16 protein-coding genes and 1 tRNA gene are annotated in these 12,926 nt (G+C 68.9%); 14 read left to right on the top strand and 3 right to left on the bottom strand.

From position 1 onward, the window contains the following. The first annotated feature begins 63 nt into the window (after window positions 1-63). Window positions 64-1,599 carry an alpha/beta hydrolase gene (locus OG787_RS20560; RefSeq protein ID WP_405535972.1) on the top strand — a complete coding sequence of 512 codons (1,536 nt, stop codon included), beginning with the start codon at window positions 64-66 and terminating at the stop codon, window positions 1,597-1,599. A gap of 130 nt (window positions 1,600-1,729) precedes the next feature. Then, a tRNA-Thr gene (locus OG787_RS20555) sits at window positions 1,730-1,803 on the top strand. A 126-nt stretch (window positions 1,804-1,929) separates the two neighbouring features. On the opposite strand, the gene OG787_RS20550 is transcribed toward OG787_RS20555, so the two are convergent. Continuing rightward, window positions 1,930-2,103, bottom strand: coding sequence for a hypothetical protein (locus OG787_RS20550; protein WP_405535971.1), 174 nt, complete (start codon window positions 2,101-2,103; stop codon window positions 1,930-1,932). A gap of 139 nt (window positions 2,104-2,242) precedes the next feature. Between OG787_RS20550 and OG787_RS20545 the strand changes: the two genes are divergently transcribed. Both OG787_RS20545 and OG787_RS20540 read left to right on the top strand, forming a co-directional pair. Beyond that, complete coding sequence (locus OG787_RS20545; protein ID WP_405535970.1) at window positions 2,243-2,398, top strand: hypothetical protein; 156 nt, start codon at window positions 2,243-2,245, stop codon at window positions 2,396-2,398. 15 nt (window positions 2,399-2,413) lie between these two features. Then, window positions 2,414-3,085 (top strand): hypothetical protein, encoded by a 672-nt coding sequence (locus tag OG787_RS20540; protein WP_405540536.1) that lies wholly within the window; start codon window positions 2,414-2,416, stop codon window positions 3,083-3,085. 10 nt (window positions 3,086-3,095) lie between these two features. Here OG787_RS20540 and OG787_RS20535 read toward each other — a convergent pair whose 3' ends face one another. Together OG787_RS20535 and OG787_RS20530 are read right to left on the bottom strand one after the other, a co-directional pair. After that, a complete protein-coding gene (locus OG787_RS20535; RefSeq protein ID WP_405535969.1) occupies window positions 3,096-3,809 on the bottom strand; it encodes a hypothetical protein in 714 nt (237 codons plus the stop codon). A 51-nt stretch (window positions 3,810-3,860) separates the two neighbouring features. Continuing rightward, complete coding sequence (locus OG787_RS20530; RefSeq protein WP_405540535.1) at window positions 3,861-4,514, bottom strand: LLM class flavin-dependent oxidoreductase; 654 nt, start codon at window positions 4,512-4,514, stop codon at window positions 3,861-3,863. Here OG787_RS20530 and OG787_RS20525 point away from each other — a divergent pair. The 10 genes from OG787_RS20525 to OG787_RS20480 all read left to right on the top strand — a co-directional run bounded on the left by OG787_RS20525 (window position 4,461) and on the right by OG787_RS20480 (window position 12,891). Then, complete coding sequence (locus OG787_RS20525; RefSeq protein ID WP_405535968.1) at window positions 4,461-5,087, top strand: BCCT family transporter; 627 nt, start codon at window positions 4,461-4,463, stop codon at window positions 5,085-5,087. The genes OG787_RS20530 and OG787_RS20525 overlap by 54 nt on opposite strands. Then, on the top strand, window positions 5,074-5,499 hold the full coding sequence (locus OG787_RS20520; protein WP_369034379.1) for an ester cyclase: 426 nt from the start codon (window positions 5,074-5,076) through the stop codon (window positions 5,497-5,499). The genes OG787_RS20525 and OG787_RS20520 overlap by 14 nt, the downstream gene beginning before the upstream one ends. A 26-nt stretch (window positions 5,500-5,525) precedes the next feature. Continuing rightward, window positions 5,526-6,029 carry a flavin reductase family protein gene (locus OG787_RS20515; protein WP_405535967.1) on the top strand — a complete coding sequence of 168 codons (504 nt, stop codon included), beginning with the start codon at window positions 5,526-5,528 and terminating at the stop codon, window positions 6,027-6,029. Between the two features lie 10 nt (window positions 6,030-6,039). After that, window positions 6,040-6,717, top strand: coding sequence for a GntR family transcriptional regulator (locus tag OG787_RS20510; protein WP_405535966.1), 678 nt, complete (start codon window positions 6,040-6,042; stop codon window positions 6,715-6,717). A 117-nt stretch (window positions 6,718-6,834) separates the two neighbouring features. Beyond that, complete coding sequence (gene glnT / locus OG787_RS20505; protein ID WP_405535965.1) at window positions 6,835-8,178, top strand: type III glutamate--ammonia ligase; 1,344 nt, start codon at window positions 6,835-6,837, stop codon at window positions 8,176-8,178. 62 nt (window positions 8,179-8,240) lie between these two features. Next, window positions 8,241-9,098: a glutamine amidotransferase gene (locus OG787_RS20500; RefSeq protein ID WP_369034376.1), complete on the top strand. Its 858-nt coding sequence runs from the start codon at window positions 8,241-8,243 to the stop codon at window positions 9,096-9,098. Continuing rightward, window positions 9,086-9,763, top strand: coding sequence for a glutamate synthase (locus OG787_RS20495; RefSeq protein WP_405535964.1), 678 nt, complete (start codon window positions 9,086-9,088; stop codon window positions 9,761-9,763). The genes OG787_RS20500 and OG787_RS20495 overlap by 13 nt, the downstream gene beginning before the upstream one ends. A 93-nt stretch (window positions 9,764-9,856) precedes the next feature. Next, a complete protein-coding gene (locus tag OG787_RS20490; protein ID WP_405535963.1) occupies window positions 9,857-11,176 on the top strand; it encodes an FMN-binding glutamate synthase family protein in 1,320 nt (439 codons plus the stop codon). Further along, entirely contained in the window at window positions 11,173-12,258 is a 1,086-nt protein-coding gene (locus OG787_RS20485) for an FAD-dependent oxidoreductase (RefSeq protein WP_405535962.1), read from the top strand. Before OG787_RS20490 ends, OG787_RS20485 begins: the two co-directional genes overlap by 4 nt. 9 nt (window positions 12,259-12,267) lie before the next feature. Then, window positions 12,268-12,891, top strand: coding sequence for an XRE family transcriptional regulator (locus OG787_RS20480; RefSeq protein WP_235475946.1), 624 nt, complete (start codon window positions 12,268-12,270; stop codon window positions 12,889-12,891). Window positions 12,892-12,926 lie beyond the last annotated feature (35 nt).

The following is a 12,926-nucleotide window of genomic DNA, read 5'->3' as shown; positions in this document are numbered from 1 at the left end:
CTCGTATGAGTCATATCGTGGACGGAGAGTATCCGTGCCGCTCCTCAGGGTTACGCTCGGTGAATGCAAATGAGGCGCATCCCTCGTCAGACCTGGACACTGCTCGCGGTCGCCGCGCTGCTCGTCTCCGCCTGTTCCACGGGGAGTTCGACGAGTGCGGCGAGTTCGTCGGCGGCCACGGAGCCGGCCGGGCTCGCGCCGTACTACGCGCAGAAGTTGAGCTGGCGGGCGTGCGGTGTCCCCGGTTTCCAGTGCGCCACGATGAAGGCACCCCTCGACTACACGGCGCCGTCCGAGGGTGACGTCAGACTCGCCGTCTCCCGCAAGAAGGCCACGGGGCCGGGCAAATCGCTCGGCTCACTGCTGGTGAACCCGGGCGGGCCGGGCGGTTCGGCGGTCGGGTACGTGCAGTCGTACGCGGGGATCGGCTACCCGGCGGAGATCCGGGCGCGCTACGACATGGTCGCGGTCGACCCGCGCGGGGTGGCGCGCAGCGAGCCGGTCGAGTGCCTGGACGGGCGCGAGATGGACGCGTACACGCAGACGGACGCGACGCCGGACAACGCCCGGGAGACGGACGAACTGGTCGGCGCGTACAAGGAGTTCGCCGAGGGCTGTGGCAGCAGCTCGCCCGATCTGCTGCGGCATGTGTCGACGGTGGAGGCGGCCCGGGACATGGACATCCTGCGGGCGGTGCTCGGCGACGAGCGGCTGACGTACGTGGGGGCGTCGTACGGGACGTTCCTCGGGGCGACGTACGCGGGTCTCTTCCCGAAGCGCGTGGGCCGGCTCGTCCTGGACGGCGCGATGGACCCCTCCCTGTCCGCGAGCCGGTTGAGTCTCGGCCAGACGGCGGGGTTCGAGACGGCGTTCGACGCGTTCGCGAAGGACTGCGTACGGCAGACGGACTGCCCGCTCGGTACGGAGGCGGGCGAGGTCGGCACGAACCTGAAGGCGTTCTTCCGCCGCCTCGACGCGTCGCCGATCCTGACGGGCGACGCGGACGGCCGCCGGCTGGGCGAGGCCCTCGCCACGACCGGTGTGATCGCCGCGATGTACGACGAGAGCAACTGGCCGCGGCTGCGCGAGTCGCTGACCTCGGCGATGCGCGACAAGGACGGCGCGGGCCTGCTGCTCCTCGCCGACAGCTACTACGAGCGTGACGCCGACGGCCGCTACTCGAACCTGATGTTCGCCAACGCGGCCGTGAACTGCCTCGATCTCCCGGCGGCGTACGCCACCCCCGACCAGGTACGGGATGCGCTGCCGTCCTTCGAGAAGGCGTCCCCGGTCTTCGGCGAGGTGATGGCCTGGGCCTCCCTGAACTGCGCGTACTGGCCGGTCCGGCCGACGGGCGAGCCGCATCGCATCGAGGCGAAGGGCGCGGCCCCGATCGTGGTGGTCGGCACGACCCGCGACCCGGCGACCCCGTACCCCTGGGCCCGGTCCCTCGCCCGCCAGCTCTCCTCGGCCCGCCTCCTGACCTACGAGGGCGACGGGCACACGGCGTACGGTCGGGGCAGCGACTGCATCGACGACACGATCAACGCGTATCTGCTCCGGGGGACGCCTCCGGTGGAGGGGAAGCGGTGTTCGTAGCGAGGTGACCGGATCGGGGCGGACACCGGCGCTGAGGCCTCCTGGGAGGCCTCAGGGGGGTGTGCGGAGCACCCTCGGAAACTGTGTAGACTTACCGACGTTGCTGATCGCACCATAGTGCGGACAGCGCGCCGCCTTAGCTCAGATGGCCAGAGCAACGCACTCGTAATGCGTAGGTCTCGGGTTCGAATCCCGAAGGCGGCTCTGTGGAAGCCTCAGGACTCACTCGCCGTGACCTGGGGCTTTTGCTTTTGTCGGATGTGGTGGCGGCGCTGCGTGCGCGCTGCCCTGCGGTCCTGGTCTCAGTTGCGGTCTCAGCGGGCAAGCCCTCTATCGGGGGTCTGCTGCTCCAGAACCGCCGGGTCCGTGAAGGCCGGTGAATCGGCTCTCGACCGGGCGTAGGCCGGCGACTGCGTCGGTCAGGTCTCGGGTGTCGATGAAGTGTGCCTTGTTCTTGCCGACCGACAGGACCGCCAGCCAGCCGGTGTCGTCGGCGTCGGACATGTCGGCAGGGTTCGCTATCCTGCCCAGGCCGGACACCGGGGTGCCCAGCCACGCCTCGAACCCCTCCCGTGCCTTCCTTCGTTTTCTTCTCTTCCCCGCTCGGAGACGTAATGGATATCACGGTGATCTCTCCGGGCTGGTGGTCGGCTGGTCGGGCGCCCCGGAGTTCACCGGTCGGCTGATTCCCTTCGGGGACGCGGACGAGCCGCACACCGACGGCCGCGACGAGTACGTGGTCTGGCTGCTCGTCCTCAGCTCCCTCAGCTCCCTCATCCGTCTCCCTTACGAGAGGTAGTCCCCCATGCACGGAGTGCCGTTGACCGAGCGGGTCATCGAGGTCGTGCGGCGTGATCCTGCGGCCAGTGCGCTGCCGTATCTGTTGCCGTATGTGAACGTGCCCTGGGTGGAAGGGGGTGTTCCCACGCCGATGGGCGAGGATGTGCTCGTGGACGTCGTGTTTCCGTCCGGGCGGCCGTTGTCGCCGAGTCTGCGTGCCTGGATGGCGTACGACACCAGTCTGTTGGCGCGGTACGGGTGGTTCGCGTCGGACGGTTCCTTTGCGCCGCGGCCCCTCGATCAGTTGGTCGGGGATGAGATGGGCGACTTCTGGGGTGCGGAGTTCGCATGGTTGTCCGGGCGTTTCTCCGAGTGCTTTCTTCTTCCCGGTGGATCGGACTCGCGGCGGATTCTGGCCGTCGCCGAGCCGGACGGGGAAGGGGAATACCCGGTGTTCGCCCTCGACTTGGATGATCTTCCGTATCTGGGGCTCATGTATCCGGGGTTCGATGTCTACCTCGCTGACACCGCGGATCTTCTGGGGCTCGGTGAGCGAGAGAGCTATACCGATCTGATCGGTCACCCGGTGTATGGGCCTCGGATGCGTCGGCATGCCGGTCAGTGCTTCGCGGGGGCCAGCTGTGTGCAGTACCCCTTTGACTTCGAGCCCGTGTACGCCGAGTTGTGTCCCGAGCCGAGGCAGTGAGTCCCCGCCGCTACAGGCGCCACCACCATGCTTCGGGGTCCTGGGTGTCGGTGAGCTCCATCGGCATCGCGTAGGGCGACCGTCGGGCGATGGGCAGGGCTTCGGTGCGGCGGACCAGCGCGCGCAGGTCTCGTACGGCGGGTATCTCGGCCAGTTCGTCGATGTCGTAGGGGCAGCCGGCGGGGCCGCCGAGGAGGGTTTCGCAGCCGAACGCGTACCACTCGCCTATGAGTTCGGGGTTTCGGTCCTTCTCGGCGGCTACTGCGATCTCGTGGACCACCTCAATCAGTGGGGTGCGGCGGGGTGGGGTGGCGTCCGGGCCGTGGAGTTCGCCTGCGGCCGTCATGCGTTGCCACAGGGCTGTGCCCGCGTCGCAGTAGAGGAACGGCGGGTCCACGTAGCCGTCCTCGAGCCAGGAGTCGTAGCCGGCGAAGTCGGGGGCGTCCTCGTCGAACGTGCGCAGTCCCGTGAACTCGGTCAGTGAGTCGACGTAGGTGGATCTCTCGGCGTGGTCGGGGTGCCGGGCGAGTGGGAAACGGTACGTGTGGCCGCGGCGCAGCAGGATGTCCAGCACGCGGAAGTGCGTGAACGAGCAGTCGTATCCGGCCTGGAAGGCGTAAAGCGCCGTGAACCAGTCCCGGACGTGGGGGTTGTTCGGCTCGGTGTGGGTGTCCAGGGCGCGGATCGAGTCCGCGACCAGGTCCTCGATCGTGTGGTCGGACATGGCCGTATCCAAGCAGGCCCCACTGACAGCCCGGTTCGCTGAAGGACCGGCTCACTGGAAGGCCGGTACGACCTCCTTGATGAACAGCTCCAGTGACGCCCGCTTCTCCTCGTGCGACATGCTGTTGTCGATCCAGAAGCTGTACTCGTCGACGCCCAACTCCTCGTAGGCACGTAGGCGTTCGACGACCTCCGCCGGGGTGCCGATCATCGCCGTTCTGTGGAGGGACTCCGGCCGGAACTCCGGGCGGTCCTCGAACTTCGACTCCGGGCTGGGTGGCAGGAAGCCGTTCACCGGGGCCGCCTTGTTGCCGAACCACGCGTCGAACGTGCGGTAGTAGCGGTTGATCGCCTCTGCCGCCGGGCGCCAGCCCTCCGGGTCGTCGGGGGAGTGGACGTGCGTGTGGCGCAGCACCATCAGGTCGGGGCGCGGTACCTCCGGGTGGTTGGCCACCGCCGTGTCGAACTTCCGCTTCAGGTCCACGACTTCCTCGTCGCCCTTCATCAGCGGCGTGACCATGACGTTGCAGCCCTGCGCCACCGCGAAGTCGTGGGAGGCGGGGTCGCGGGCCGCGATCCACATGGGCGGGGTGGGCCGCTGGATCGGCTTGGGGACGCTCGTCGAGGTCGGGAACTGCCAGATCTCGCCGTCGTGGGCGTAGTCGCCCTGCCACAACGCCCGGACGGCGGGGACGAGTTCGCGCAGGTGCTTGCCGCTCTCGCGGGCTGGACCATCCGCGGCTTCATCATGGGCGTCCTGGTCGTCCCCAGCGTCGTCTTCTTCACCTGGTTCACGGTCTTCGGCGGTACGGCGATCCACGTCGACATGTTCGAGGGCGGCGACATCGCCAAGCAGACCGCGGCCGACATCAACAGCGCGTTCTTCGCGACCCTCGACCACTTCCCGCTGTCCGACGTGACCTCGGTGGTCGCGATCATCCTGGTCGTGATGTTCTTCGTCTCCGGCGCCGACGCCAACACCTACGTCCTGTCGATGATGACCTCGGACGGCTCGCTCACCCCGCGCCGCCCGGTGCTCATCCTCTGGGGCGTCCTCACCGGTGTCACCGCCGTCGTCCTCATGCTCGCCGGGGGACTCAACGCCCTCCAGAACACCGTCATCGTGACGTCCCTGCCGTTCCTCGTGATCATCGCCGGGCTGGCGGTGTCCTTCTGGACGGAGCTGCGCGCGGACAGACACGCGGCGCAGGCGGGAGTGGCATCGGCGGCGGCACCGGCGGCGGAGGACGGAAAGGAGAAGGCCGATGTCGCGGTCTGACGTGCGGCGAGGGCTCATCGAGAAGGTGTGGGAAGCGGCCTGGGGCCAGGGAGACGTCGACGCCCTCGACGCGCTGCTGAGCCCGGCGTACCTCCGCCACGGCGGCGATCCGCACCCGCAGGACCTGAACGCCCTCAAGGCCACGATCGTCTCGACCCGGGCGGCCTTCCCGGATCTGGTCACGACCGTCGACGACATCGTGGTCGAGGGCGACCGGGCCGCGATCCGCTGGCACAGCGGCGGCACCCAGACCAACTCGTTCCTCGGCGTCCCGCCCACCAGGCGGTACGTCGAGGTCGGCGGCGCCACCTTCGCGCGCTTCGAGGGGGACCGCATTGTCGAGGAGCACGTGACCTGGGATCCCAGAGCGCTGCTCTCGGCGCTGGGCGTCATCCGGGTGGGACAGGACTGACGATCACCATGACCAGGAGTTCATCCATGGCATCGCTCGCCTCGAAGCCCGACCTCGGCGTGATGAAACAGGTCAACCGGCAGTTCGTCACCGGGGTCACGGTCGTGACCGCGATGGACGGGGAGACCCCCAGAGGGCTCGCCGTCAACGCGTTCTCCAGCATCTCGCTGGAGCCCGCCACCGTGATGGTGTGCGTCCAGCGCACGTCCACCACCCACGACTGCCTCTTCCGGGCCGACCACCTCGCGATCAACATCCTGTCCACGGACCAGCTCGACGTCGTCGGCGTGTTCGCGGGCAAGGCCGAGGACAAGTTCCGGGAGGTGGAGTGGGAGAGCGGGCCGTACGGCAGCCCGCTGATCGCCCGGAGCAGTGCGCGGATGGAGGTCGAGATCCGCGAGCGGTTGCAGGCCGGCACCCACACCGTGTTCATCTGCCGTGTGGTGCACGCGGCGGTCGCCGACAACCATCCGATGGTCTACAGCGCGGGTAAGTTCTTCGACGGCGGCGCGCTGGCGCCGCTGGGATGAGGAGGGTTCGGTGAACGAGCCGAAGAACGGGTCGATGCAGGCCAGGGTGATCGCCGACATGCGCCGGCGGATCATCAAGGGAGACATCGAGCCCGGCGCCCCGCCCTCGGAACTCGCCCTCGCGGAGGAGTTCGGCGTCAGCCGTACGCCGGTGCGCGAAGCCCTCAAGCAGTTGCAGACCGAAGGGCTGGTCGAGATCCGGCCCCGCGTCGGGACGTTCGTCTCCGTCCCCTCCCGCCGCGAGATCACCGAACTCTTCGAGATGAAGGAACTCATCGAGGGCGCCGCCGCCCGTCTCCTCGCCCGGCGTGGCCGTGTCGCGGAGATCGACCTGCTCGAACGCAATCTGCGCGAGGCCGACGAAGCGGTGGCCCGGGAAGACCGGGAGCGGTACGCCGAGCTGGTCCAGGAGTTCCACGACCTGCTCATCACCGGCGCCGACAACAGCAAGCTGGAAGCCCACTACCGCATGCTGATGAACCAACTCGCCTACTACTCCCGGCTCGTGCACACCTCGCTGAGCCGGCCGGGCCGCGCCCTACAGTCGGACCGCGAACACCATGTCGTCGTGGAGCTGATCCTGGAGAAGGACGGGGACACCGCCGAGCAGGTGATGCGCGAGCACGTCAGGGCCAGCAGGAGGGCGTTGCTGGCGGGGCTGCCCATCGGCGGTCCGCACACCTCCTGACTTACCGACTTGTCGGCTTACGGGGAGCTTGCACGGCGGAAATCTCTCCGTAACGGCACGCGTGTCTACTGATATGCAACAACGATTCACCACAGTGGACACCCTAAGGAGGGGCCCATGGTGACCGCCGCCCCCGATCTCGCCGGTCTTCCCGATGTTCCGGATCTCGCCGAACTGGTCCGCGCCGACGGCATCGAGTTCGTGCTCGCCGTCTTCGTCGACCTGACCGGCAAACCGTGCGCCAAGCTCGTCCCGGCCCAGGCCGTCGAGGAACTCCGGGACGAGGGCGTCGGGTTCGCCGGGTACGCGGCCGGTGCGCTCGGCCAGCAGCCCAGCGACCCCGATGTCATCGCCCGCCCCGACGCGTCCTCGTACACTCCCGTCCCCTTCGTCAAGCCGGGCCTGGCCCTGGTCCACTGCGACCCGTACGTGGAGGGCGAGCCCTGGCCGTACGCCCCGCGCGTCATCCTGCGCCGGCTGCTGGAGCGGGCCGCCGCGCAGGGGCTGTCGCTGTCGGTGGGCGCCGAGGTCGAGTACTTCCTCGTCAACCGGGACGAGCACGGTGTGCTGCGGGTCGCCGACTCCAGGGACACCGCTGCCCAACCGTGTTACGACGCACGCGGGTTGACCCGGATGTACGACCACCTCACCGCCGTCTCCAGCGCCATGAACTCCCTCGGCTGGGGCAACTACGCCAACGACCACGAGGACGGCAACGGCCAGTTCGAGCAGAACTTCAAGCACGCCGACGCCCTGACCACGGCCGACCGGGTCATCACCATGCGGTACCTGGTGTCGATGCTGGCCGAACAGCGGGGCATGACGGCCACGTTCATGCCGAAGCCGTTCACCGACCGCACCGGCACCGGCATGCACATGCACATGTCGCTCTGGCGGGGCGAGGAGCCGGCGTTCCCCGACGCCGCCGACGAGCGCGGGCTCGGACTCTCCCCGCTCGCCTACTCCTTCGTCGCCGGGATCGTCGAGCACGCGCGGGCGTTGCAGGCGGTCATCGCGCCGACTGTCAACTCCTACAAGCGCACCGGCGCGGTCAACACCCGCTCGGGCGCCACCTGGTCACCGCGCGTCGCCGGGTACGGCGGCAACGACCGCACGCACTTCGTACGCGTCCCCGACGGCAACCGCATCGAACTGCGCGGCGGAGACGGCGCCGCCAACCCCTACCTCGCCGCTGCCGCCGCCCTCGCCGCAGGACTCGACGGCATCGAACGCGGCCTCGACCCGGGCGAGCCCGGCGCGGCAGGCAAGGGCCCGGAACTCCCGCCGACCCTGCTGCACGCCGTCGAGGCGCTCCAGGCGGACGAGGTGATCAGCGGTGCGCTGGACGCGGTCGGGGCCGGGGTGAGCCGGTACTTCGCCGATCTGAAGCGCGAGGAGTTCTTCGAGTGGCACGCGACGGTCGGGCCGTGGGAACTCGACCGCTATCTGACTGCCTTCTGATCGGCTTCTGGTCGGCTTCCGACCTACTTCCGCCTGTTGGCCGCCTTCTGAAGGGACTTGAGATGTGCGGAATCGTCGGGCTCCATCTGCGGGAGCCCGCACTCGAACCCCGGCTCGGTGAACTGCTGGCCGCGATGCTCGGCCAGGTCGTCGAACGCGGCCCCGACTCGGCGGGCGTCGCGGTGTACGGCGACCCGCGACTGTCCCCGCCGGGACGGACCGTCGTGTCGCTGCTGGGCACCTCGAAGGCCGAGGTGGAGGCCGTGCTGCCGGGCGTACAGGCCTACGACGCCGACGCCACGACCGTGGTCCACGCGGACGTCTCCTCGGTCGCCGCCGCGCTTCCCGGCGCCCGGGTCATCGGCTCCGGCGAGGGATTCGCCGTGCTCAAGGGCACGGGAGATCCGGTGCGGTTGGCGGACGCCTTCGGGCTCGCCGATGTCACCGGCTGGCAGGGCGTCGGCCATACCCGGATGGCCACCGAGTCCGCCGTGACGCCGGAGGGCGCCCACCCCTTCTCCGTCGGCCCCGGACAGTGCCTCGTGCACAACGGCTCCTTCGCCAACCACGCCACCATCCGGCGTCAACTGCGTGCCCAGGGCGTCGGGTTCGACAGCGAGAACGACTCCGAGGTCGGCGCGCGGTTCGTCGCCCATCAGCTGGAACAGGGCGCCGATCTCGAGAAGGCGCTGCGGTTGTTGTGCGAGCGGTTCGACGGTTTCTACACGTTGCTGGTGTCCACCGGTGACTCCTTCGCGGTCGTCCGTGACGCCATCGCCTGCAAGCCGGCGCTCGTCGCCGAGACCGACGCGTGGGTGGCGATGGCGTCCGAGTACCGGGCCCTCGATGTCCTCCCAGGCATCGAGAACGCCCGCATCTTCGAACCCGAGCCGGAAGAGGTGTACGTATGGCGACGTTGATCGACCTGGCGGAGTCCCCGGTGCGGGAGCTGAACCAGGCGTTGCATTCGCCTGGCGGCGTGGATGTCTGGCGGGTGGTGAATCCGCGCGGTGCGCACGCCGTTGCGTGCGGCATACGGGAGGAACTCACCGTCGATGTCGAAGGGCACGTCGGTTATTACTGCGCCGGTATGAATCAGCGGGCGACGGTCACTGTTCATGGCAACGCGGGTACGGGGGTTGCCGAGAACATGATGTCCGGGGTGGTTCGGGTGCGGGGGAATGCGTCGCAGTCGGCCGGAGCCACGGCGCATGGGGGGTTGCTGGTTGTCGAGGGGGACGCTTCTGCCCGGTGTGGGATCTCCATGAAGGGGGTGGACATCGTGGTGGGGGGTGATGTCGGGCATATGAGTGCGTTCATGGGGCAGGCGGGGCGGTTGGTTGTCTGTGGGGATGCGGGGGAGGCGCTGGGGGATTCGCTGTATGAGGCTCGGATCTATGTGAAGGGCGCGGTCAAGTCTCTCGGTGCGGATTGTGTCGAGAAGGAGATGCGGCCCGAACACCTTTTGGAGCTCGGGGAGTTGCTCAAGGCGGCTGAGCGGGATGAGGACCCTGGGGATTTTCGGCGGTATGGGTCTGCCAGGGCGCTTTATCACTTCAAGGTTGATAATTCTGCGTCGTATTAGCGGTGTTTTTGGCTGACGGCCGGTGGGGGCTGGTCGCGCAGTTCCCCGCGCCCCTAAAAAGCAACCACTCGCCCCTACCCAGAGGAGTGAACCTTGGAAGCCACATCCCGTGGTCTGCGTGAGTCCGCTACCTTCGACCGCGCCACCATCCATGCCATCCAGCGTGCCGCCGAGACCGGGATCTACGACATCCGGGGCTGGGGCGCGAAGCGTCGACTTCCGCATTTTGACGACCTGTTGCTGCTCGGGGCCTCCATGTCCCGTTATCCCCTTGAGGGTTACCGGGAGCGTTGCGACACCGACGTCGTTCTCGGGACCCGGCATGCCAAGAACCCTCTCCGCCTCTCCACGCCCGTCACCATCGCCGGGATGAGTTTCGGGGCGCTCTCCGCGCAGGCCAAGGAGGCCCTCGGGCGCGGTGCCAGTGAGGTGGGTACCTCCACCACCACCGGGGACGGGGGGATGACCCCCGAGGAGCGGGGGCACTCCAAGCACCTCGTCTATCAGTATCTGCCGTCCCGGTACGGCATGAACCCGGACGACCTGCGAGCCGCCGACGCCATCGAGGTGGTCCTCGGGCAGGGGGCCAAGCCCGGTGGCGGGGGCATGCTGCTCGGGCAGAAGATCACCGAACGGGTCGCCGGTATGCGGACGTTGCCCGTCGGGATCGACCAGCGCAGCGCCTGTCGGCACCCGGACTGGACCGGCCCCGACGACCTCGCCATCAAGATCCTCGAACTGCGCGAGATCACCGACTGGGAGAAGCCGATCTATGTGAAGGTCGGTGCGACCCGGACGTACTACGACGTGAAGCTCGCCGTGCATGCCGGAGCCGATGTCGTGGTCGTCGACGGGATGCAGGGCGGAACCGCCGCCACCCAGGACGTCTTCATCGAGCACGTCGGTATCCCCACCCTCGCCGCGCTGCCCCAAGCCGTCCAGGCGCTCCAGGAGTTGGGTGTTCATCGTGAGGTGCAGCTGGTCGTTTCCGGCGGTATCCGCTCCGGCGCCGACATGGCCAAGGCCCTCGCCCTGGGCGCTGACGCGGTCGCCATCGGCACGGCCGCGCTGATCGCCCTCGGGGACAACCATCCGAAGTACGACGCCGAGTACCGCGAACTCGGCTCAGCGGCGGGCTACTTCGACGACTACCAGGACGGCCGCGACCCCGCCGGCATCTCCACCCAGGACGAGGAACTCGCCGCCCGCCTCGACCCCGTCGACGCCGGTCGCCGCCTCGCCAACTTCCTCCGCGTGATCACCATGGAGGCGCAGACCCTGGCCCGCGCCTGCGGCAAGTCCCACGTCCTTCACCTGGAGCCCGAGGACCTGGTCGCGCTCACCATCGAGTCCGCCGCCATGGCCCGTATCCCGCTCGCCGGCACCAACTGGATCCCCGGAGCCGGTCTGTGATCGCCGTCCTCGGTGCCGGGCTCATGGGCGCGGCCACCGCCTGGCAACTGGCCCGGCAGGGGCACGAGGTCACGCTGATCGAGGCGTACGACATCGGTCACCGGCACGGCAGTTCGCACGGCACCTCCCGGATCTTCCGGCGGGCGTACGCCGATCCGCTCTACGTCGGGCTGACCGGGCAGGCGTACGAGCACTGGCGCGAGCTGGAGCAGGACAGTTCAACTCCCTTGCTGCGTACGACCGGTGGGCTCGACCTGGGAGAGGGGCGCGACCCGGAGGGGCTGGCCGCCGTACTGGGCGCGGCCGGAGTCCCGTACGAACTCCTCGACGCCGAAGCCGCCGCCGAGCGCTGGCCGTACATCCGCTTCACCGGCCCGGTGCTGTACCACCCGGACGCGGGTGTCGTCGACGCCGACCAGGCCGTCGCGGCGTGTGTGCGGCGGGCGGTCGAGCATGGCGCCGACGCGCTGATCGGCGTACGGGTCAAGCGGGTTGAGGTCGGGGAGAAGGTTCGTCTGCACACCGACGACGGGCGGGAACTCGTCGCCGACACGCTTGTCGTCGCGGCCGGCGCATGGCTGCCCGATCTCCAACTGCCCGTTCCTCTGCCGCCGTTGCGCGTCACCCAGCAGCAGGTCTTTCACTTTCCGCAGCGTGAGCGGGGTGTGCGGTGGCCGATCCTGGTCCACAAGGACGAGTCCATGCAGGTGTTCGGGCTGCCGTCCGGTGCCGACGGCGGGCCGCTGCCCGCGGTCAAGGTCGCCGAGCACGACCGGGGGACCGTCACCACCGCCCGTACCCGCAGCGGAGTCGTCGATCCGTCGTCGCGTGCGCGGGTGAGCGACTTCGTCCGGGAGCGGCTGCCCGGCCTCGTCCCCGAACCGGTGGCCGAGACGACCTGCCTCTACACCACCACCCCCGACGAGGACTTCGTCCTCGACCGCCACGGCCCCTTCGTCATCGTCTCCCCGTGCTCCGGCCACGGCGCCAAGTTCGCCCCGCTCATCGGCGCGATGGCCGCCGACCTCGCCACCGGCCGCACCGAGCCCCACCCCCGCTTCCGCCTGGAACGCGCGGGCTAATATGCGCCGATGACCGAGCACCACGAAGACGGCGGCGACTCCGGCGACCCCGACGACAAGGCGCTGGAGCGCATCATCGCGGTCCGGGCCCGTGAGTACCGGCAGGCGGCCGGGCTGTCGGTCGGGGAGATGGCGCAACGGGTCGGCATCTCGAAAGCGATGCTGTCGAAGATCGAGAACGCCCAGACCGCGTGCAGCCTCACCACGCTCTCCCGGCTCGCGCGCGGTCTCGACGTCCCGGTGACCGCCCTGTTCCGGGGTATGGACGACGAGCGCGAGGCCGTCTTCGTCCCGGCGGGACACGGCGCCCGGATCGTGCGGCGGGGTACGAAGGTCGGCCACGAGTACGCCCAGCTCGGCTCGCTCCGGGGCACCCACAAACGCATGGACGCCCTGCTCGTCACGCTCACCGAGCAGAGCGAGGTCTTCCCGCTCTTCCAGCACGCGGGCACCGAGATCATCTACATGCTGGAGGGCGTCATGGCCTACGGCCACGGCAAGTCCAGCTACACCCTGCGCCCCGGCGACGCCCTCCAGTTCGACGGCGAGGCCCCGCACGGCCCCGAACGCCTGCTCGAACTCCCGATCCGCTTCCTGACGGTGACGGCCTTCGGCGACAGCCCGCAGCACTAGCCCGCAGCACTGAAACCCGGCCTTAATCGGCCACG

Origin of the sequence: Streptomyces sp. NBC_00075, assembly GCF_045041225.1 — a bacterium.
In the GTDB taxonomy this organism is placed as follows: domain Bacteria; phylum Actinomycetota; class Actinomycetes; order Streptomycetales; family Streptomycetaceae; genus Streptomyces; species Streptomyces adonidis.
The sequence above is the reverse complement of the archived record's forward strand: the minus strand, read 5'-3'. Positions and strand labels throughout refer to the sequence as shown.